This window comes from Streptomyces sp. NPDC047000 (assembly GCF_040644295.1).
GTDB lineage: Bacteria > Actinomycetota > Actinomycetes > Streptomycetales > Streptomycetaceae > Streptomyces.
In genome coordinates, this window is the sequence record NZ_JBEYWE010000003.1 from 154,435 (window position 1) to 174,535 (window position 20,101).

Below are 20,101 nucleotides of genomic sequence, written 5' to 3' on the forward strand. Positions count from 1 at the left end.
TCCGGGCCACTTTCCGTTCCTCGGCGGACTGACAGCCCATTCCCATGTTCCTGACAGGTTTCTTACCTAGCGTCCCGGCCTCATGACGGAACCCCAGGAACCACACAGCGAACCGGCAGCCTCACAGCCGGTCCCCTCACAGCCGACGCGGCGCACCGTCATGGCGGCGGGTGCGGGAGTGGCGGCGACGGCGGCCCTGGCGACGACGTTCGCGGCGAAGGCGCTGGCCGCGGAGCGACGCGAGCCGGTGCCTCCCGCCGCGGACACGGGTGTTACGGGCGCCCCCGGCGGCACGGAGGTCTGCTACCGCCTCACCTCCGAGGCGGTGGAAGGCCCCTACTACATCGACGCGGACAAGCTCCGCACGGACATCACCGAGGACAGACAGGGCATCCCGCTCCTGCTCTCCCTGAAGGTGATCGACTCGGAGACCTGCCGTCCGTTACGCGACGCGGCCGTGGACATCTGGCACTGCGACGCGGGCGGCGTGTACTCGGGCTACGAGTCCCAGGGCAACGGCGGCGGGGGCGGCGGCCCGGCCCCGACGGGCGAGCCCCCGACGGGTACGCCGACCGGCGAGCCCCCCACCGGAGGTCCGGGCGGCGGGGGCGGGGGCCACCAGGACCCCACCGACGACACCCGCTACCTCCGCGGCACGTGGCGGACGGACCGGCACGGCCACGTCACCTTCAGAACCGTCTTCCCGGGCTGGTACCAGGGCCGCTGCGTCCACATCCACACCAAGGTGCATGTGGACGGCGAGTGGACCGACGCCGGCTACGAGGGCGGCCACACCTGCCACACGGGCCAGTTCTTCTTCGCGGAGGAGGCGGTCCTGGCCACGGCCGTGGTCGAGCCGTACGCCTCCAACACCAAGCCCCGCACGACCCTCACCGAGGACACCATCTACGACCAGTCCGGCGCCCAGGGCGGCCTGCTGAACCTCCGCTACCGCCACGACGACATCGCGCGAGGTGTCCGCGCGTCGCTCACGGTCGGCGTGGACCCGGCCACGACGAACGACGGCCAGAACGGCCCGGGCCCGGCACCGAGCGCATCACCTTCGGCCACGCCGAGCTGACGCACCGCCACGACGGGGTCCGGCGGGCGGTGTCACCCCGCCCGCCGGACCCCGCCGACCTCCTCGTCCTGTACGACCTCTTCGGCGGTGGCGGCGGTGAGGGCGCGGGCGAGCCAGGTGGTGAGGAGGTCCATGTCGGTGCAGGCGTTGATGCGCTCGCGGACGTCCTCGGAGACATCGACGCCACGCCGGGTGAGGACGAGCAGTATGGCGATGGCGAGCCCCTCCTCGCGTCCCTCCTCGCGTCCCTCCTCACGCCCCTCGTCGCGGATCTCCTCGGCGATGGGCGACTTGTAGAAGGAGAGGTCCACGGCCACCAGTTGCCTCCAGAGCTTCTGGGCCGGGCGGTCGCCCAGGCCTTGTCCGATGAATTCGATGATCGGGGCGGTGACGTCGTCGGGGACGTCCCGCAACGCGGTGGACACCGCCTTCAGTATGGCATCGATGTCCGGATCGCCCGCGTGTGTGATGGCGGAGAGCGCGGCCAGCGTGAGGTCCTCGCGGACCTGGGCCGGGTCGGTGATCACCGGCGTGTTGTGAGGGCCGATGACGAGGGGCGCGACGGTGAGCGTGCGCAGACCGGGCGGTCCGCTCGTCACCGGCTGCGCCGCCCACCGGGCCGTGGCGTAGTCCTGGCACACGACCACCAGCGCGGTGGGCTTCTTGTACTTCGTCCACAGGAACGAGGTGTAGTAGGCCCAGCTCGCCGGCTTGGCCGGGTCCTTCCGGCCCTGCGACTCGACGGCGAGGATCAGGACGTCGTCCTCGTCCTCCCCGAGCCGGAACTTCAGGAGTGTGTCCACCCGCCGCTCGACGGGGTCCGTCTCGGTCAGGTCGGTCGGCAGGACCGTGACGTTGCGAGGCGTGGGAAGGCTGAAACCGAGCAGCGGTGAGAGACGGCTGAACAGCTCCAGATCGTGCTGGAAGAGCCGGTGCATCGCCTCATGGGGCGAACTGACCATGGGGTTCCTCGGTACGTGGGAGGGGCCGTTGGCGCAGCCCGGGTGCGGTGACGCCCGTTTGTGATTGCGTCCCGTCGAGCTGAACGTAAGCCGATCAACCCGGCACAATTCCAGCCAAGTTAGTTTTTTCACTCACGTGAGTGAATGCGCGCAACAGGCTTTACGGAGGCCGGTGACCCGTACTGTCCACACCCTCTTGACACCTCACCGAAGCTGTCGTCGCATGACACCGTTCCCGGGGTCCGGAAGCCGGCGGAAGCGGTCCACCAGGGCCCCGACCACCTGCCGGTCGCGCAGCACCACGCCGAGTTCGATGTTGTCGGACAGCGCCTGGTCGGTGAGGTCGGCACTGCCCAGAAGCGCTGTATGCCGGTCGGCATGCCGGCGGCGGCCGGGCAGATCCACCCCACGGAAGGCCATCGCCTCCTCCTCGACTGACACGCTCCCGTGGCGTCGGCCAAAGGGGCTCAAGGCCGTTTCGGCCCTTGGCGGGTGTCACCTGTGCCGGAGGCCGTGATCACTTTCGGTGGGTGGACCGGCGGTGGTGGAGGAGTACGGCGGATGCGCCCAGCAGCAGTGCGTGCGGCCGGTAGTCGGGGCCGTGCAGGCACTTCTCCAGCGTGGGCAGGTAGTTCCAGCGGACGGCGGGGTGCGCGGAGTGGGCGAAGTGGTACAGGTCCCCGTACGGCAGCCAGGTGGCACGGGCCAGCAGGGCGAGGAGGGCGTTGCGCGGGTAGAGGCGTAGGCACCGGCCCGCTTCCACGGCAGTGGGCGTGGGTCTCCAGTTCGTTCAGCGCGGCGGCGATACGGGTCTGGCCCTCGGGGAAGCGGGCGGCCAGGGTCTTGATGTCGACCGGCGTGCCCGGGGCGACGGACTGGATGTGGAGGCCGACCCCCAGGGCTGTCACCGACAACTCCGGGTGCTGGGAGAAGTGGTTGCCGACCACGGTGAAGCGGGAGGGGTGAGTCGCGTACTCGTGGATCACGCCGCCGATGCGGGGGCGCTCGCGCTGGTGTGGGCGGGCGGGCCGGGTCGGGGGCTTTTCGGCGGGGAAACGGGACGCGGGGCGCATCGGCAGGCTAGGGTTTTCGCAGTCCATCGGGAAGCCTCTTTCTTCCTCGTTGGTCAGGCCCTCGCACTGGGATGGCTGTCCCGGCGGGGGCCGCCGCATGTTTGCGGCGGTGCTGTAGCGCTGAGCGTAGGCCACGCAACCCGTCCCCTGACCAGCCCAGTTGGGCAGGTTCACTCGCAGGAGTGAGTTTGCCGCGCGCGCGACGAGGGAGGGTGGGTGGGGTTTCTTTCCCCCGAGTTCTATGAACAAAGCCGCCGAAGCTACCGCAGCTCGGATAACCGAGTTCCGGTGCCGAGCAGGGCGGTTCTTCGGGATACGGGCGTGAGGTGACGCTGACTCGCCCGGTCGGGGGCATGATGGTGATGTGCAAGCAGCTTGGACACCTGTCGGAGACGGCTCCGAGCTGACGTGGTTCAAGAGCAGCTACAGCGACAGCAGCAATCCGAACGACTGCGTCGAGGTGGCATCCACGCCCGCCACTGTCCATGTGCGTGACTCGAAGGATGCCGAAGGCCCTCGGTTGAGCCTCGCCCCGGAAGCGTGGGCAGGCTTCGTGATGTACGTGGTGGGCAACTGACCCTTGGCACCGGCGGTCTTGGCACCGGCGGTCCGGCGGGCCAGGGGCCGGGGACTTCCCGGGTGACCCTGGCCGCCGCTTCCCGTTCTGCGTTCTCCGGAGAGGACCGTCAGGCTTCCGTGCCGCCGAAGCGGGTCTTGTACGTTTCCAGGTCCTCGTCCGTGAGCTTGGCGAAGAGGACCGGGGGGACCGTGAAGGGGATGCCGGGGGCGAGGGTGGTGAGGGACTTCGCCTCGGCGGGGGTGGTCCAGGTCGCCGTGTCGTCGGGGAGGGCGAAGGCCTGGCGCATGGCGGCCGAGGTCGCCGGGATCAGGGGCTCCGAGATCACCGCGTACAGGTGGATCAGGTTCATCGCCGTGCGGAGGGTGAGGGCCGCGGCGTCCTTGTCCGTCTTGATCTCCAGCCAGGGGGCCTTCTCCTCCAGGTAGGAGTTGCCCGCCGACCACAGCGCGCGGAGCGCCGCCGCCGCCTTGCGGAACTGGAGGGACTCCATGTGCGACTCGTAGTCGGCGAGGAGTTCCGCGATCTGCTCGCCCAGCCTCGTCTCCGCCTCGCCGGGCTCGCCGCCCGCCGGGACCTCGTCGCCGAAGCGCTTCTTCGAGAAGGACAGGACCCGGTTGACGAAGTTGCCGAGGGTGTCGGCCAGGTCCTTGTTCACCGTCGCCGTGAAGTGCTCCCAGGTGAACGAGGAGTCGTCCGACTCGGGGGCGTTGGCGATCAGGAAGTAGCGCCAGTAGTCCGCCGGGAGGATGTCGAGGGCCTGGTCGGTGAAGACGCCGCGCTTCTGGGACGTGGAGAACTTACCGCCGTAGTACGTCAGCCAGTTGAACGCCTTGACGTAGTCGACCTTCTTCCACGGCTCGCGGATGCCGAGTTCGGTGGCCGGGAACATCACCGTGTGGAAGGGGACGTTGTCCTTCGCCATGAACTGGGTGTAGCGGACGTCCGTGTCGACGTCGTACCACCACGACTTCCAGTCGCCGCCGGTCGCGTCGGCCCATTCCTTCGTCGAGCCGATGTACTCGATCGGCGCGTCGAACCACACGTAGAAGACCTTGCCCTCGGCCGCGAGCTCCGGCCAGGTGTCCGCCGGGACCGGTACGCCCCAGTCCAGGTCGCGGGTGATCGCCCGGTCGTGCAGGCCCTCCGTCAGCCACTTGCGGGCGATCGACGACGCCAGTTGCGGCCACTGCGCCTCGTGCCGGGACACCCACTCCTCGACCTCGTGCTGGAGCTTCGACTGGAGGAGGAACAGGTGCTTGGTCTCCCGCACCTCCAGGTCCGTGGAGCCCGAGATCGCCGAGCGAGGGTTGATCAGGTCGGTGGGGTCCAGGACCCGGGTGCAGTTCTCGCACTGGTCGCCGCGCGCCTTGTCGTAGCCGCAGTGCGGGCACGTGCCCTCGACGTAGCGGTCCGGGAGGAAACGGCCGTCCGCCGGCGAGTAGACCTGGCGGATCGCCCGCTCCTCGATGAACCCGTTCTCGTTGAGGCGGCGCGCGAAGTGCTGGGTGATCTCGACGTTCTCCGCGCTGGAGCTGCGGCCGAAGTGGTCGAAGGCGAGCGCGAAGCCGTCGTAGACCGCCTTCTGCGCGTCGTGCGCCTGCGCGCAGAACTCCGCGACGGAGATCCCGGCCTCCTTCGCCGCCAGTTCGGCGGGGGTGCCGTGCTCGTCCGTCGCGCAGATGTACAGCACGTCGTGGCCGCGCTGGCGCAGATAACGGGAGTACACGTCCGCCGGGAGCATGGACCCCACCATGTTGCCCAGGTGCTTGATCCCGTTGATGTACGGAAGGGCGCTGGTGATGAGGTGTCGAGCCATCGGGGGCTGCTCCCAGGTCGCGGTCGCGGTGATACGAACCTTGAAATCGTATCCGACATGTGTATGCCGCCCGCCTCCCGTTTTGCGGGGTGGGAGGCGGGCGGCACGGGGCGGGGCCGGGCTCTGTGTCCTTACGGGCGCCAGTTCGCGAGAACGCCCTCGTAGAACTCCGTGTCCGTGAGCTCCTTCGGGGCCGGGCCCGCGTGGAAGAACGACGTGTTCGGGGTCTTCAGCCTGCGGAGGTAGTCGAACACCTTGTTGTCGTGCTCACCGAACGCGACGAAGGAGAAGAAGACCTCGGGGTGGGTCTTCGCGGCCTCCGTCAGGGACTGCGTCGCCGGGGTCTTCGCGTCGGGGGCGCCGTCCGTCTGGAAGATCACCAGGGCGGGGGTCGCGGTCGCGGACTTGGCGTGGTGTTCCAGTACGGCCGCCACGGCGGCGTGGTAGCTGGTGCGGCCCATGCGGCCCAGGCCGGCGTGGACCTCGTCGATCTTGTTCTCGTGGTCGGTGAGGGTGAGGTCGGCGGTGCCGTCCACCTCGGTGGAGAAGAACACGACGTGGACGCCGGCGCCGGCCTCTGCGGTTTCCGGGGTCTGAGGGGCCTCGGGGGTCAGGTTCGCCGCCAGGGCGAGGGTCTGGTCGGCCAGGGCCTGGGCCGAGCCGTCCTTGTAGTACGCGCGCATGGAGGCGGAGCGGTCGAGGACCAGGTAGAGCTTCGCTCGGGCGGTCGTGAGGTCGTGTGCCTCTAGGACGGCTGCGGCGGCGGTGTACGCGGTGGCGAGGGTGGGGGGCAGGACCGGGGCCGGGGCCTCCGGCGCGGGGGCGGACGCCTCGGCTTCGCCTTCGGCGGGGGTGTTCCCACCCGCACCACCCGTGCGGGTTTCGTCGTCGGGTGCGGGTGGCCCCTGTGGGGCGTCCTCGTCGTCGGCGGCCGTCGGGTCGGGGGTTTCGGGTGTCGCCGGAGTGGGCTCGGGAGCGGGCGTGGGCTCCGGCTCGGAGACTGGTGCGGCCTCGGCGGCGGGTTCCGGGACGGGGGCAGCGGCAGCCGGTTCCTCGGCGGCTGCGACCGCGATCGCGGCTGCGGGCTCGGGCTCCGTCGAGGGTTCCGGGGTCGCTTCTGCCACGGGTTCTGCTGCGGGTTCGGGTTCCGGCTCGGGCTCGGGCTCGGGTTCCGGCTCTGTCTCGGGGGTTGCTTCCGCCACCGGCGCCGGTTCCGCGACGGGCTCCGCCACCGGTTCCGGCTTCGGCTCGGGTGCCGGGGTTGCTTCTGCGACGGGCTCTGCCACCGGTTCCGGAGTCGTCTCCTCCACGAGCTCCGCCACCGGTTCCGGTTCTGGGGCCGCCTCAGGCGTGGTTTCGGCCACGGGCTCGGGTTCCGGCTCTGTCTCGGGGGTTGCTTCCGCCACCGGCGCCGGTTCCGCGACGGGCTCCGCCACCGGTTCCGGTTCCGGTTCGGGTTCCGGGGTTGCTTCTGCGATGGGTTCCGCCGCCGGTTCCGGGGTCGGCTCAGGTGTGGTTTCCGCCACGGGCTCCGCGACCGGTTCGGGTTCCGGGGTTGCTTCCGTGACAGGTTCCGCCGCCGGTTCCGGGGTCGGCTTGGGGATCGTTACGTTGTTGAAAGCCGCCGAGACGAGGTCGTGCTCGGAGTCGGTCTCCGGGCGGGGCTCGGGGATGTGGGGTTCCGGGGTGGGCTGTGCGGCCTCGGCCTGCGAAGTGGTCGAAGCGGTGGGTTCCTGCACGTTTTCAGCCGCGCCCTCCTTGCGTTGGCGGCCGAATTTCTTCCGCAGGAGAGTGAGAATGCCCATGTCGCAACCCTTCGCATGAGTTGTAGCCCGTCAATCCCTGGCCAGGACGGACACGTAAGGTTAACCGCCTTCGGAGGGGATCTTGGGGAGGGGCGAGGGCTGCTGCGTACCCTGGAGGGTCGGCCACTTTCGGTCAGGTTCGGTCAATTTCGTTTGAGTGTCGTCACGGTCGGCGGCGCGGTGCGTCAGTCCGCCGAGCCCACGAGCTCCCGCTCGTGCTCGGGTGCCCGCCGGCGCCGTAGCAGCCGCATGACCCGCAGGTACCGCGTCAGCCGTGCCGTCACCGCCACCGTCGTGCCCAGCGCCAGCAGCAGCCAGGCACAGGTGTACAGGGTGTCGGTGAGGGCGTCGTAGATGGCACCGATGGCCGGCTGGGAGACCTCCCGCGGCAGCCGGGCCAGGGTGACCCGGCGGCCGACGGCCAGGGCCAGGGCCAGCAGGGCGCCGCCCAGCGCCGTACCGAGGGCCGTCGCGATCACCGCCCGGCGACGGCGTACGGCGACGGCGATACCGGCCGCGGCGAACGTGACGGCCGAGACGGGGAGCCAGAAGCCGGCGACTTCGAGCACGTGGAACCCCTTCCTGAAACCGTCCAGGTCCCGTGCGGGCAGGACGGCGACCGCGGTGTGCTCGACCGGGATGCGGTCGGCGAGCGGCACGTGGTCGCGGCTGAGCCGGTCCCTCACCTGCGCGGTGACCGGGGCCAGGTCGACGGTCACGGTGCCTGCGCGGTCGTCGTGCAGGGCCTGCCACACGGCGTCGTACGTGACCCGGTTGCCCGCGTCCCACGCGGTGCGGAACGCCTCGGTACGGGTGAACGAGCGCAGCGCGTCCTGGACGAACGGCGCCACCGTCCCCTGCGCGGCAGGGCCGCCGATGTCCACCTCGCGCAGGATGCCCGCGCCGACGGTGTCCGCGACCGCGTTCCGTACGTCCGGGTCGGCGGCCAGCGGCGCCATCGCCGTGACGTAGCGGCCGCTGTCGGCCAGGCCGTACGCCGCCCAGGCCGCCAGCGCGCCGAACGGCAGGAGGAAGCAGGCCAGCGCGATGAGTACGGCTGACAGCGCGTTCCGGAGACGTGAGGACAGCGACAGCACCTCTCCAGGCAACGACGGGTGCGCGCGGTGTGCGAGCGGTGCGGTGCGTTGTACGGCCGGGTGGGTGGAGACGGGGAGGGGGAGGGGGAGGGGAGGGGAGGAAGGGGGGAGCCGGGGCAGATGTGGACCCCGGCGGTGGGCGCCGGGGTCGAGGGGCGGGGGCTGGGGGGCTATGCCAGGTGGTGGCCTTGTGCGTCCTCGTGCGTGTAGTACCAGTAGAAGAGGGCGGCCCCGGTGACCGCGCCGATCAGCAGCCCCATGAGCATGCAGCGCAGCACCGAGGCGCCGCTCTGGCTGTAGAGGAAGCCGAACGCCGTGCCCGTGAACGCGACCCACATCAGGGCGTGCACCTCGCGCTTCAGGTGCGGGCCCACCACCAGCAGGGTGGCCATCACCACCGCGAACACGATCGTGGTGACGATGCCGAACAGCACGTTCCAGCCGGTGATGGGGCCGCCGGCGCGCCGGTCGGCGGCTGCCCAGTAGCCGTAGACGAGACCGAGCAGCACCGGGACCACCAGCCTCGCGGTCGCGTGGGTGCGCTCGCTGAAGACGTCGGGTGTGTGGACCGGGCGGCCGGTCACGGGGCCCTGGGTGGGCAGCGCGTAGGACATGGGGCACTCCTCCCTTTCGGCACGCCGACACATCCGTACCGCGAGACGGCGATACAGCGAGGCGGCGGTGCGTCGGCGCACTCCGCCTTCCAGACCACACCTGGGCGGCGACCCTGGCAAGTCGGCGGGCGGCGGTCCTCGCACGGCCCGGGCCGCTGCCCGTAGGGGTACGTTTGCGGGTCCTTCATCTTCCTTTGCCCGCGCAGCGGTTACCGTGCTGCCGTAGGTGATCGACGCTCCGCCGGGTCCGGGTCGCGGTTTCGGTCCGGGTCTGCGATCTCGGCTCGGCGCGTTCGACAGAGATGTGTCCGACTCAGGTGTGTCCGACTGGAGGGGCCGATGCCCGGAACCGTGCTGCTGCTCGCGGCCTCGCCGCAGGGCCGGGGCTGTCTGGTGGACGCGGCCTCCGTGCTCCCCGTGCTCGCGGCCGTCTCCCCCGCCGTGCTGTCCGGTACGGACACCGCCAACGTCGTCGAACTCGCCGATCCGCTGGAGCCGCAGGCCGTCCTCACCCGGCTGCGGGCCGCGGCCACCTCCCCCGATCCGCTCACCGTCTTCGTCACCGGCCAGCTCCAGACGGACCGCAAGCAGCGCCTCCCCCATCTCGCGCTGGCCCGCACCACCCCGTCGACCGTCCGTTACACCGGTTTCCCCTGGCACTGGTTCCGGGAGGAACTGCGGTTGCGCGCACCGGGCTCGACGACCCTGTTCGCCGATCTGCACGCCGATGCGGAGACCTGGGAGCTGTTGCGCACCCAGCCGCTCGACTCCGGCGCCGGGACCGCCGTCTACGGGCGGGTCGCCCCGCCGCCGCAGCGGCGTACGGTGGCGCAGCCGGCGTACATGAAGGCCGTCGCCACGCTGCTGCGCAGCGGACACCGGCCGCCCGCCGGGCAGCTGCACGAGGCGGCGCTGGCCCGGCTGCTGGACGCGGAGACGGCGGCGACGGGCGGACGGCGGGGCGGCCGGGGGCAGGGCCGGGAGCAGGATCTCGTGCTGAGCGAGGAGGGCCGGGCGCAGGATCCGGTACCGGGCGAGCGGGGCCGGGCGCAGGATCTCGTGCCGGGCGAGCGGGGCCAGGCACCGGCACCGCCTCTGGCACCGGCACCGGCTTCGGTGCCGGGCGAGCCGGCTCCGGAGCCGGCGGCCGGTGATCCGCACGCCGAGATCACCGCCGCCGCGCAGGCGGGGCGGCACGCCGAGGCCGACGCGCTGGCCGCCCGCTGGGCCGAGGCCGCCGTACGGGAGCACGGGCCCGCCTCCGAGGAGGTGCTGCACTGGGCGGAGGTGCGCGCCGATCTGGCGATGCTCGCGGGAGACCCGGCGCGCAGCTGCCGTACCTGGCTCGAGGTCGCGTCGGCCCGGCTCGCGGCGGGGCAGGCGGCCGACGCGCCCGCCGTCGAGACGGCCGCGGACCGGGCCCACCACCAGTGGAGCCGGATCCAGGACTCCGCGCAGGTCCGTGAACTCGGCCTGCTGCTAGCGGAGTTGCGGGAGCGGGTGCCGGGACGGCGGGAGGGGGCGCTGGAGAACGTACGCCGGCACCTCGATCTGCTACAGGCGGCCAATCCCTGATCCGTGCCGTCCGGTCGTCGATCCGTGCCGTCCGGTCGTCCGGCCGTGCCCCGGCGCTAGCTTCCTTCGGTGTGGGCCGTCGGCTGGGCGGGGGGCCGGCCGGTGTGGGTGGGGACCGAGTGGGCGGGGACCGCGGGGGCCGGGACGGCGTTGGCGGCCGTGATCAGGGCGGCCACCGCGATCACGGCCGCCGTCACACCTCTGACGGCGGCCGTCCGCCTGCCGGGGCGGGGCGGACGGCGGGGCAGACTGTGTGACAGGTGGCGGGAGAGTGCGCTGGGGCGTTCGTAACGCGCGGATGTGTGTCCGAGCACGGCAACCTCGCAACAACAGCGGCGTGTTAAGCATGTTTAATGTGGCGTTTAACCTAGAGGCTGCCGCAGCCTAACGGCAAGAGGCACAGGGGGAGTTGGGGCGATGCCGGAGAGAGACGACCCGACCACGATCGGTCGCCGGGTGCAGCAGCTGCGCACCGAACGCGGGCTGACCCAGAAGCAGTTGGCGGAGCCCACGTACACGCCCGCGTACATCTCCACCCTCGAGTCCGGCCGGGTGCGCCCCTCCGACGACGCGCTGCGGCATGTGGCGGACCGTCTCGGTGTCGCCTTCGACGAACTCGCCACCGGCCGCCCGGCCCGCCTCGCCGCCGATCTGCGGCTGCGGCTGACCGAGGCGCAGCGCACCCTCGCCACCGGTGCTGCGGAGGAGGCGGCCGAGCAGTACGGCACCCTCCTCGCGGAGGCCGAACGGCACGGGCTCGGCTGGGAGCGGGCCACCGCGCTGCTCGGGCTCGGCGAATGCGCGCTCGAGACGGGCGAGTTGGATGTCGGGCGGCTCTACTTCGAGCGTGCCGAGGCGTGTCTGGCCGACCATCCCCTCCCCGCCCGGGTCCCCGCGCTGCGCGGCCGCGCCGTCTCCCACTACCTCGCCGGAGAACTCCGGTACGCCGTGTACCTGCTGGAGTCCACCCTCGACGAGCTGAACCGCGGCGGCCTCCAGGACCCCGACGCCCTGCTCCTCCTCTACGGCAGCATCATCGGCCCCTACATGGACATGGGCGCCCACGCCCGCGCCGCCCAGGCCGCCGAACTCGCCCTCGCCCTCGCCCCGCAGGTCGGCGACCCCGCCCTCGTCGCCCGTATGCACCGCTCCGTCGCCCGCACCCTGATCGCCGAGGGCCGGGTCGCCGAGGCCGACGCCTCCCTCGCCAAGGCCGCCGAGCTCTACCGCCAGCTGCAGATCCGCACCGAACTCGCCATGTGTCACTGGATGCGCGGCTACGTCTGTGTCCAGAACGGTGAACTGGAAAGCGCGGAAGGCGAGTTGCGCGAGGCCCTCGCCATGCTGAGCGCCAAGCGCGCCGTCCTCTACAGCAGTCAGGTCGCCGTGGAACTCGCCGACGTACTGCACCGGCGCGGCAAGTCCGAGGAGGCCGCCCGGCTGCTGCACGGTGTCCTCGGCGACCTCTCCTCCGAGCGCGGTGCCGTCCACTCCGCCGCCGCGCACCGCCTCCTCGGCATCATCGCCGACGACGCCCGCGACACGGAGAAGGCCGAGGAGCACTACGTCCGCGCCCTCAGCCTGCTGGAGCGGGCGGGCGCGGCGGGCGACCTCGCCGACCTGTGCCGGCTGCTGGGCGATCTGCTGCGGCGCACGGGGCGTGTGGAGGCGGCCCTGGACGCCTACCGCACCGGCCTCGGGCACCGCACCGCGCCGGGCACCACGACCCTGGGGCCCGCACCGGCGCAGCCCTCGCTGTGACGGGCGCGGGCGGGTCGCCCCACCGCGGCCCGGCGGTCACGCGGGGTGCGGTCGTCGGGCCTCCGTGAGGCGCTGCACGCCCGTCTGGAGGGCCGCCTGCGTGGCCGCGGGCGGTACGGCGGCCGGGCCGCCCGTGGTGACGGTGATCGCGTCGTCGCCGACCCGTACCGCCGCGATGTCCAGCGTGAGCACACCGGCCCCCGCCACGGCGCCGGTGGCGGTGTTCCCGACTCCGGGATTCGCAGTCCCGGTCCCGGTGACGGGGGTGCCGGTGGCGGCGTCGAGGTTCCCGGTCCCGGTAGCGGTGCCGGCCGTCCCCTGCCCGGTCAGCGTCACCCGCAGCCCCTCCCGCGCGTCGCCCACCTGCGGCAGCTGCTCCTCGGTGACCTGCACGTCCTGCACCCCGGCCCGGGTCGTCGTCGCCGTGAACCGTCCGCACGTCTGCGGCAGCGTCCGCAGCCAGCCCAGGGTGCGGTCCACGTCGGCCGCCCGGTGCACGGCGACCTGGTAGCGCAGCTGGGCCTGGTCGGCCGGGTCGTCCAGTGCGACGGCGGTCCCCGGCGACGAGGGCTCGCCCAGGATCTCGTCGGTGTAGAGGGCGTCCAGCAGGCGCTGGCAGTCGGGGGAGGCGTCGTTCGCCGTCGCCTTCAGCAACCCGTCCCGCCAGGTCGCCGCGCCCTGGGTGGGCGTCCAGGGGGCGCCCAGGTCGACGTCGGTGACCAGCACGGCGGCGGCCTGTGCCGCGGTCAGCGGCACGGGACCCTTCCGCGGCGCGGGCGACGCGGGTGACGCGACCGGTGGCGGCTGCGCCCCCGCGGGGTCGTCGGCCGTCACGCTCCCGCTGCCCACGCCCGCGCAGGCGGCCGCGGTGAGAAGCGCGGCGAACACGAACAGCAGCGCGAACACGGGGGCGGATCTGGCGTTGACCGCCGTCTCGGTGAGTGTGCGGACGGCTGGTGGGCGGCGACGGCTCATTCGGGGTGCCTCCGGGGTGGACGGCTCGGGCCGGACTCGCAGATCCCTTCCACGGGAACACCGGGGCGCGCGGTCCGCGAGTGCTCGGTGGCGTACGGGGGAGGGGGCGGGGCCGGGGGGTTTCGCCCCCGCCGCCCCTTCCCGTGCCCGTCCCCGGGGGCTGCCGCCCCCGGACCCCCGCTTCGGCGGTGCCGCGGGCCCGGCCGCGGAAATCCCCCGGAGGGAGTACCCCCGGACGGCCTCACGCTGGGCCGGCCGGGGTCAGGCCCGTACCGTGGGAGGACCGCTCAGCAGCAGACAGCGACGCGTCCGTGTCCGATCGCCCATGAAAGGGAGCCCGCGTGCCCGACATCTCCTCCCGTGACCCGGACTGGTGGCGCCAGGCCGTCGTCTACCAGGTGTACCCGCGCAGCTTCGCCGACGCCGACGGCGACGGGCTCGGTGACCTGAAGGGCATCACCCAGCGCCTGGCGCACCTCGCCACGCTGGGCGTCGACGCCGTGTGGCTGAGCCCCTTCTACCCCTCCGAACTCGCCGACGGCGGCTACGACATCGCCGACCACCGCGATGTCGACCCCCGCCTCGGCACACTCGACGACTTCGACGAGATGACCGCCGAGGCGCACCGGCTCGGGCTGAAGGTCGTCGTCGACATCGTCCCCAACCACACCTCCCACCGGCACGACTGGTTCCAGGAGGCTCTCCGGGACGGCCCCGGATCCGCCGCCCGGGACCGTTACGTCTTCCGCGCCGGAGGCGGTACGCACGGTGAACTCCCGCCCACCGACTGGCAGTCGGTGTTCGGCGGCAGTGCCTGGACCCGGGTGGCCGACGGCGAGTGGTATCTGCACCTCTTCGCCACCGAGCAACCCGACCTCAACTGGGACCACGACGAGGTCCGCGCCGACTTCCGCGCCACCCTGCGCTTCTGGGCCGACCGGGGCGTGGACGGCTTCCGTGTCGATGTCGCCCACGCCCTCGCCAAGGACCTCTCCGAGCCGCTGCGCGACGTGGGCGATCTCGAGGCGGTCGGCGAACTGGCCCTGCACCGGGTCCCGCCCGGCAGCCACCCCTACTACGACCGCGACGAGGTCCACGAGATCTACCGCGACTGGCGCCGCGTCTTCGACACCTACAGCCCGCCCCGCACCGCCGTCGCCGAGGCCTGGGTCCCGCACTCCCGCCGCGCCCTGTACGCCCGGCTCGACGAACTCGGACAGGCCTTCAACTTCGAGTACCTTCAGACCGCCTGGGACGCGGACGCGCTGCGGCAGGTCATCACCGAGTCCCTGGCGGCCGCGCAGACGGCGGGTGCCTCCGCCACCTGGGTGCTGTCCAACCACGACGTCGTACGGCACTCGTCACGCCTCGTCCTGCCGCCCGGCACCGACGAGAACGCCTGGCTGCTGTCGGACGGCCGCGCCCCAAGCATCGACCGCGCCGCCGGACTGCGCAGGGCGCGCGCCGCGACCCTGCTGATGCTGGCGCTGCCCGGCTCGTCGTACGTCTACCAGGGCGAGGAACTCGGCCTGCCCGAGGTCGCCGACCTGCCCACCGCCGTCCTTCAGGACCCGATCTGGCAGCAGACGGGCCGGGTCCGCAAGGGCCGCGACGGGTGCCGGGTGCCGATCCCGTGGACGACGACCGGACCGTCGTACGGCTTCGGGGCGGGCGGTGCCTGGCTGCCGCAGCCGCCGGAGTTCGCGTCGTACGCGGTGGCGGCGCAGGACGGCACCGAGGGCTCGACCCTGGAGCTGTACCGCGCCGCCCTGCGGCTGCGCCGCAAGCTGCTCGACGGCGAGCGGCTGGTCTGGGCGGACGAATCCCCTGAGGGCGTCCTCCAGTTCGCCCGCGGTGACGGGTGGCGGTGCGTGACCAACCTGTCCGGCCGGTCCGTGCCGCTGCCACCCGGCGAGGTGCTGCTCAGCAGCGCCCCGACGGAGGACGGGCGGCTCGGGCCGGACACCACGGCCTGGCTCGCCTGAGCCCGCCGGTCACGGACATGCGGCCGCCGGTCACGGGCGTACGGCCGCTGTCCGCGGGTCACGTCCTGCGGCCGCGGGTTCACGCCCCGCCGCCGGGCGGTCCGCCCGGGATCAGCCCACCGCCGGGCTGTTGCTCGCCGCCTGGCCACCGGTCCCGTTGGCGCCGCTCTCGCCCGGCAGGACCGGCGGCTGCGTGGTGCTGTTCGGCGGCGGGGTGAGGACGACCTCGGGCTGGCCGCCGGACGGCGGTGGCGGGGTCAGGTCGGAGGAGGGCAGCTTCGGCGGGGTCGTCTCCTGGAAGAGGACCTGGTCGAAGTCGACCAGACCGGTCTGCTCCATGACCGTGATGTGGTCCAGCACCGTGTCGTTGGCCTGGTCGGCCAGGGCACGCACCAGGGTGTTGCGGGTGGTGGAGCGGATCTTCGCGATCGAGTTGAAGATCGTGCCGTGCGTGACGCGCAGGATGTTGGCGAAGTCCTTGTCGAACTGCTTGCCGCTGTCCGCCGTCAGGGTGTTGATGAAGCCCTGCTGCTGCGGGCTGGGCTGGTTGGGGATGGAGATGTTCAGCATCGGGGCGATCTTGCGGCAGGTGGTGTCCAGTGCCGCGTGCCCGTCGATCAGATGCTTGCCCGCGGTGACGACCGCCTTGGACGTCCCCTTCTTCAGGGCCAGTTGCCCCACCGGGTACTCCCACAGCCCCGCCGAGCGCACCTTCACCACGAAGTCCCGGTCCCCCTCCGTGAGCGGCCCCCACTGGGTCTGCGCGATCACCAGGTCCGGTGAACTGGACACCTTGGTCACGCCGAGCATCGAGGGATATGCCAGCGAGACGAGCGTCACGCTGAGGGCCCCGCCCACGAAGAGAGTTCCCATCGCGTTTCGCGAAAAGCGCACCGTGCCTCCTGCCCGGTCGGGTGCCCCCCGCGCAGGGCGGGTGGTCGGACACCGGGAGATACGGACGGGGCACGCATCGGAATCTCTAGTTTTGGTAAAAACTGTGAACGGCCGCAACCGAGCGGGGAGTCGGGGGCGCGGCGCCCGTGGCACAGAGCCCGTGGCGCGGCGGCCGTCCGTTCAGTACCGCACCGCCTGCCCGACCTCGGCCTTCACCCCGCCGTCCCCGGACAGCTGGTGCGTGCTGCGTGCCGTGGCGTCGGCGGACTTGCCGGCCGGTACGTCGGACAGGGTCACGATCACCACGTCGAGCAGTCCGCCCCCGGAATCCCTGAACGTGACCTCGACCGCGAAGGACTTCGTCGAGCCGGCGGTGTTGCGGACGGTCACCTGCACCGTCGTACGGCCGTCGGAGCCGGTGGCCGGGGTGCCGAGGGTGACGTCGCTCTTGACGTTCGTGCCGTTCTTGATCTCGTCCAGCTTCTGCCCCGCCTCCGCCGTGGCCGACGCCAGCGCCGAGGCGGCCTGCGAGGACAGCGAGGAGCCGGCGGAAGCGGCCTGCGACGCCAGCGAGGACGCCGCCGAGGCGCCCTGCGACGCCAGCGAGGACGCGGCGGAGGCGGCCTTGCTGGCCGTGCTGGAGGGGCTGTTGTTGTCGGAGCAGCCGGTCAGTACCGGCGCGAGTACCAACACGGCCGAGGCCGTCGTGACCACGGCAGCGGTCGTCCAGCGCGTCATGTCGCCTCGCCTTCCGGGGGGCGGCCGGGAGGACCGGCCGCGGGTACGTCCGTACACCATGACCAGTCAAGGGCCGTGGCGTACGGGCCGCACGCCGGGCGTCACCCGGATGGCGGGCGGGTGCTGGTCACGCCCCGGGCGGCAGCGCACGGAAGGGGGCAGGCTGAGCCATATGGACGACCACCGGCCCGCATCCGCGCCCCACCCGTCGCACTCGTCGCACCCGCCGCACGTGCCGTCCCCGCCGGGGGAGGACCCCGCACGGCTCGCCGCCCTGCACGGTCTGCGCCCGCTGCCCGTGGAGGGCGGGTTGTTCCGGCAGACCTGGGCGGGCCCGCCGGACGCCTCGGGCCGCCCGTCCGGTACGGCGATCATGATGCTGCTCACCGCCGCGCCGGACGACTTCTCGGCCGTGCACCGGCTGCCCACCGACGAGATCTGGCACTTCTACCGCGGCGACCCCCTGGAACTGCTTCTCCTCTTCCCCGACGGCGGCGACGAACTGGTTCTGCTGGGCGGCCCGGAGACCTGCCAGACCGTGGTGCCGTCGGGTACCTGGATGGGGGCACGGGTGGCACCGGGCGGCCGCTGGTCGCTGTTCGGCACGACCATGGCGCCGGGTTTCCTGCCCTCCGACTACGAGGGCGGCGACCCGGCGGAACTCGCCGACCGCCATCCGGCGCGGGCGGACCTGATCAGGGCGCTGAGCCGGCCGGGAGCGGCGCTGCGGATGCCGGAGGCGCAGTAGCCCCCGCCCTCCCCCTCGCCTCCTCCCCCACCCCTCTCTCTCTTTTGCCATTCCTTTACAACGCGCGGTGCCGCTGCCTCGTCTCTCCGCTCGATTTCATCACCGAGCCACGGATTGAGAGCGACACCATGCGCCGAACCGTCTTCAGCGCCCTGGCCCTGACGGCCACCGCCGTACTCGCGGGCGCCGCCCCGGCGTTCGCCGACAGCGGGACCCCGTCCCCCGTCCCCTCGACGCGCGCGAGCGCCACGGCCGCCCCGGTCCCGACCACCCGGCCGTCCACCGGGGCATCGGCAGCACCGGTCACCGAACCGACCGTCGCGCCGTCCGACCGGGGGGCGAGCCCCGCCCCGGCCCGGGACACGAAGGGCGGCCAGGTCTCCGTCGTGCCGAAGGGCGCCCCCGACACGGGGGTCGCGCCGGAGTCCTCCGGATCCGGCAGCACGGCCGGTCTGATCGGCGGGGGTGCCGCGGCGGCGCTGGTCGCCGGTGGCGGCGCGTTCCTCGTCGTACGCCGCCGCCGGGCCACCGGAGCATGACCGCACTCTCCCGGCGCGCGTTCACCACGGCTTCGCTGGCCGCGATGTCGGCGTCGCTGCTGACGGCGTGCGGCGGGGGCGGGAGCGGGGTCAGGGCCGAGGCCCGGACAGGTGCCGGATCCGGTGCCGGATCCGGATCCGGGCCGGTGCACGCGGGACGGGCGTCCGGCACCACGGACGCGCCGTCCGGGACGGCAGGCGCACCGGACACGCACGAACCGCACGCCCTGGCGCGCTCGGTCCCGGTGCGGCTGCGGATCCCGGCCGTCGGCGTCGACACCCCGGTGATACGGCTGGGCCTGGCGTCCGACGGCACCGTGGAGGTACCGCCGGTCACCGCGCACGACCGGGCGGGCTGGTACCGGAACTCGCCGGCTCCGGGCCAGGCCGGCCCGTCGGTGATCCTCGGGCACGTCACGGTCGGCTCCTACGGCGACGGCGTCTTCCGCAGGCTGGCGGAGCTGCGCCGGGGCGACCGGATCGCGGTGCGCCTGGCGAACGGCACCGAGGCGTCGTTCGGGGTGACCCGGCTGCGTACGGTCGCCAAATCGGCGTTCCCGTCCGGCGAGGTCTACGGCGACGTGGACCGCCCGGAGCTGCGGCTGATCACCTGCGGCGGCCCGCGCACCGGCACGGGCTACCTGGACAACGTGATCGTGTTCGCCGCCCTGACCTCCACCGGCTGACGGATCCCGGGCCGTGGGGAACGCACCCCGTCGGCCCGGCATCCTCCCCGACGACGCGGACGACGCGGAGCACCCGCACCCGCATCCCCACCCCCACTTCCGACACTTCCGACCTCGATGGAGAACGTTGAAACGGTCCCGGGACAAGGAGGCGTCGGAGCTGTTCGCCGCCCTCTACCCGCGCCTCGCCGGCTGGTGCCGCCGTCTCGTGGACGACGACGGCACCGCCCACGAGATCGCGTCGGAGGCGTTCACCCGGCTCTGGGCCCGCTGGACGTCGGTCGAGGAGCCGCGCGGCTTCCTCTATGTCACCGCGGCCAATCTGGTCCGGGACCACTGGCGGAAACTGGAGCGCGAGCGCAGGGCGATGCGCCGGGTCACGGCGGAGGCGGCGGTGCGCGGCCCGGAGGAACAGACGGACCCCTCGGTACGCCTGCTGGTCCAGTCCCTCCCGGAACGGCTGCGCGTCCCGATCCTGCTCCACTACTACGCTGACATGCCGATCCGGGAGGTGTCCGTGCTGACCGGGCGCAAGGAAGGAACCGTCAAGGCCGACCTCCACGCGGCCCGCGAACTGCTCCGCGTCCATCTGAGGAGAAGCCTTGACCACTCGCTTTGACGACGACCCGGAGTTCGCCCCCGACGACCCCCTCGCGGTGATCCTCCGCCCCCCGGCCGACCTCCTCGCCCCGCCCCCCGGCCACTACGAGACCGTCCGCCGTACGGCGTCCCGCCGCCGACTGCGCCGTACGGCCCTGGGCGCGGCCCTGACCTGCGCGGCAGCCGCCCTGCTGACCCTCCCCCTCCACCTGACCTCCGCCACCGGCCCGCCCCGCCCGGCGATCCCCCTGGCCCCGCCCACCGCCCCGTCCGCGGTACCCGACCCCACCCGTACCCCCACCTCACCCTCCGACCGGTCCCGGGTTCCGTCGACGGACCCGGTGACGCCGGCCCCCCGCCCGAGCACCGTCCCGAGTGCCTCCCCCGGCACCGGCGCCCGCACCCGCAACCCGGCCGACACCACTGCCACCGCCGGCCCCACTGCCGCCGCCCGCGCCACGCCCCGTGCCACCGCCACGGAACGCACCACGGTCCGCGCCACGACCGGCACCCGCCCGTCACCCACCTGACGCGTCCGGCGCACGTGACGCGTAAAGCGCACGCGACGCAGG

Annotated in this window: 21 protein-coding genes; 10 read left to right on the forward strand and 11 right to left on the reverse strand. The window is 72.6% G+C overall.

What is annotated here, in order from left to right; all coding sequences use genetic code 11:
• Window positions 1-82: 82 nt before the first annotated feature.
• Window positions 83-1,081, forward strand: coding sequence for an intradiol ring-cleavage dioxygenase (locus ABZ862_RS07105; RefSeq protein ID WP_360953605.1), 999 nt, complete (start codon window positions 83-85; stop codon window positions 1,079-1,081).
• Between the two features lie 32 nt (window positions 1,082-1,113).
• Here the strand turns inward: ABZ862_RS07105 and ABZ862_RS07110 are convergent, their stop codons facing one another.
• The 3 genes from ABZ862_RS07110 to ABZ862_RS07120 all read right to left on the reverse strand — a co-directional run bounded on the left by ABZ862_RS07110 (window position 1,114) and on the right by ABZ862_RS07120 (window position 2,806).
• Window positions 1,114-2,043 (reverse strand): hypothetical protein, encoded by a 930-nt coding sequence (locus ABZ862_RS07110; RefSeq protein WP_360953608.1) that lies wholly within the window; start codon window positions 2,041-2,043, stop codon window positions 1,114-1,116.
• Between the two features lie 204 nt (window positions 2,044-2,247).
• A complete protein-coding gene (locus ABZ862_RS07115) occupies window positions 2,248-2,463 on the reverse strand; it encodes a hypothetical protein (RefSeq protein ID WP_360953611.1) in 216 nt (71 codons plus the stop codon).
• 97 nt (window positions 2,464-2,560) lie between these two features.
• A complete protein-coding gene (locus tag ABZ862_RS07120; RefSeq protein ID WP_360953614.1) occupies window positions 2,561-2,806 on the reverse strand; it encodes a hypothetical protein in 246 nt (81 codons plus the stop codon).
• A gap of 674 nt (window positions 2,807-3,480) precedes the next feature.
• On the opposite strand from ABZ862_RS07120, the gene ABZ862_RS07125 reads away from it, so the two are divergent.
• Window positions 3,481-3,693: a DUF397 domain-containing protein gene (locus ABZ862_RS07125; RefSeq protein WP_360953617.1), complete on the forward strand. Its 213-nt coding sequence runs from the start codon at window positions 3,481-3,483 to the stop codon at window positions 3,691-3,693.
• Window positions 3,694-3,802: 109 nt separating this feature from the next.
• Here the strand turns inward: ABZ862_RS07125 and metG are convergent, their stop codons facing one another.
• The 4 genes from metG to ABZ862_RS07145 all read right to left on the reverse strand — a co-directional run bounded on the left by metG (window position 3,803) and on the right by ABZ862_RS07145 (window position 9,028).
• Window positions 3,803-5,512, reverse strand: a complete 1,710-nt coding sequence (gene metG / locus ABZ862_RS07130) for a methionine--tRNA ligase (RefSeq protein ID WP_360953620.1) — start codon at window positions 5,510-5,512, stop codon at window positions 3,803-3,805.
• 131 nt (window positions 5,513-5,643) lie between these two features.
• Window positions 5,644-7,317 carry a VWA domain-containing protein gene (locus tag ABZ862_RS07135; RefSeq protein ID WP_360953623.1) on the reverse strand — a complete coding sequence of 558 codons (1,674 nt, stop codon included), beginning with the start codon at window positions 7,315-7,317 and terminating at the stop codon, window positions 5,644-5,646.
• A 185-nt stretch (window positions 7,318-7,502) separates the two neighbouring features.
• Window positions 7,503-8,405, reverse strand: a complete 903-nt coding sequence (locus ABZ862_RS07140; RefSeq protein WP_360954491.1) for a hypothetical protein — start codon at window positions 8,403-8,405, stop codon at window positions 7,503-7,505.
• 179 nt (window positions 8,406-8,584) lie between these two features.
• The gene (locus ABZ862_RS07145; RefSeq protein ID WP_360953626.1) at window positions 8,585-9,028 is read right to left on the reverse strand and encodes a hypothetical protein; all 444 of its coding nucleotides are present in this window, start codon (window positions 9,026-9,028) and stop codon (window positions 8,585-8,587) included.
• 339 nt (window positions 9,029-9,367) lie between these two features.
• Between ABZ862_RS07145 and ABZ862_RS07150 the strand changes: the two genes are divergently transcribed.
• Window positions 9,368-10,603, forward strand: a complete 1,236-nt coding sequence (locus ABZ862_RS07150; RefSeq protein WP_360953629.1) for a hypothetical protein — start codon at window positions 9,368-9,370, stop codon at window positions 10,601-10,603.
• A gap of 56 nt (window positions 10,604-10,659) precedes the next feature.
• On the opposite strand, the gene ABZ862_RS07155 is transcribed toward ABZ862_RS07150, so the two are convergent.
• On the reverse strand, window positions 10,660-10,800 hold the full coding sequence (locus ABZ862_RS07155; protein WP_360953632.1) for a hypothetical protein: 141 nt from the start codon (window positions 10,798-10,800) through the stop codon (window positions 10,660-10,662).
• A 220-nt stretch (window positions 10,801-11,020) separates the two neighbouring features.
• Between ABZ862_RS07155 and ABZ862_RS07160 the strand changes: the two genes are divergently transcribed.
• Entirely contained in the window at window positions 11,021-12,364 is a 1,344-nt protein-coding gene (locus ABZ862_RS07160; protein WP_360953635.1) for a helix-turn-helix domain-containing protein, read from the forward strand.
• A gap of 36 nt (window positions 12,365-12,400) precedes the next feature.
• Here the strand turns inward: ABZ862_RS07160 and ABZ862_RS07165 are convergent, their stop codons facing one another.
• The gene (locus ABZ862_RS07165; RefSeq protein WP_360953638.1) at window positions 12,401-13,339 is read right to left on the reverse strand and encodes a hypothetical protein; all 939 of its coding nucleotides are present in this window, start codon (window positions 13,337-13,339) and stop codon (window positions 12,401-12,403) included.
• Between the two features lie 341 nt (window positions 13,340-13,680).
• Between ABZ862_RS07165 and ABZ862_RS07170 the strand changes: the two genes are divergently transcribed.
• A complete protein-coding gene (locus tag ABZ862_RS07170; RefSeq protein WP_360953641.1) occupies window positions 13,681-15,324 on the forward strand; it encodes an alpha-amylase family glycosyl hydrolase in 1,644 nt (547 codons plus the stop codon).
• 111 nt (window positions 15,325-15,435) lie between these two features.
• Here ABZ862_RS07170 and ABZ862_RS07175 read toward each other — a convergent pair whose 3' ends face one another.
• Together ABZ862_RS07175 and ABZ862_RS07180 are read right to left on the reverse strand one after the other, a co-directional pair.
• A complete protein-coding gene (locus ABZ862_RS07175) occupies window positions 15,436-16,182 on the reverse strand; it encodes a DUF4142 domain-containing protein (RefSeq protein ID WP_360954494.1) in 747 nt (248 codons plus the stop codon).
• 216 nt (window positions 16,183-16,398) lie between these two features.
• Window positions 16,399-16,956: a hypothetical protein gene (locus ABZ862_RS07180; RefSeq protein WP_360953644.1), complete on the reverse strand. Its 558-nt coding sequence runs from the start codon at window positions 16,954-16,956 to the stop codon at window positions 16,399-16,401.
• Between the two features lie 172 nt (window positions 16,957-17,128).
• Here ABZ862_RS07180 and ABZ862_RS07185 point away from each other — a divergent pair, with 172 nt between their 5' ends.
• The 5 genes from ABZ862_RS07185 (at window position 17,129) to ABZ862_RS07205 (ending at window position 20,059) form a co-directional block, all read left to right on the forward strand.
• A complete protein-coding gene (locus ABZ862_RS07185) occupies window positions 17,129-17,704 on the forward strand; it encodes a cupin domain-containing protein (protein ID WP_360953647.1) in 576 nt (191 codons plus the stop codon).
• 128 nt (window positions 17,705-17,832) lie between these two features.
• A complete protein-coding gene (locus ABZ862_RS07190) occupies window positions 17,833-18,243 on the forward strand; it encodes a sortase-dependent protein (protein WP_360953650.1) in 411 nt (136 codons plus the stop codon).
• On the forward strand, window positions 18,240-18,929 hold the full coding sequence (locus ABZ862_RS07195) for a class F sortase (protein WP_360953653.1): 690 nt from the start codon (window positions 18,240-18,242) through the stop codon (window positions 18,927-18,929). Before ABZ862_RS07190 ends, ABZ862_RS07195 begins: the two co-directional genes overlap by 4 nt.
• 127 nt (window positions 18,930-19,056) lie before the next feature.
• The gene (locus ABZ862_RS07200; protein WP_360953656.1) at window positions 19,057-19,548 is read left to right on the forward strand and encodes an RNA polymerase sigma factor; all 492 of its coding nucleotides are present in this window, start codon (window positions 19,057-19,059) and stop codon (window positions 19,546-19,548) included.
• On the forward strand, window positions 19,532-20,059 hold the full coding sequence (locus tag ABZ862_RS07205) for a hypothetical protein (RefSeq protein WP_360953659.1): 528 nt from the start codon (window positions 19,532-19,534) through the stop codon (window positions 20,057-20,059). The genes ABZ862_RS07200 and ABZ862_RS07205 overlap by 17 nt, the downstream gene beginning before the upstream one ends.
• The last annotated feature ends 42 nt before the right edge of the window (window positions 20,060-20,101 follow it).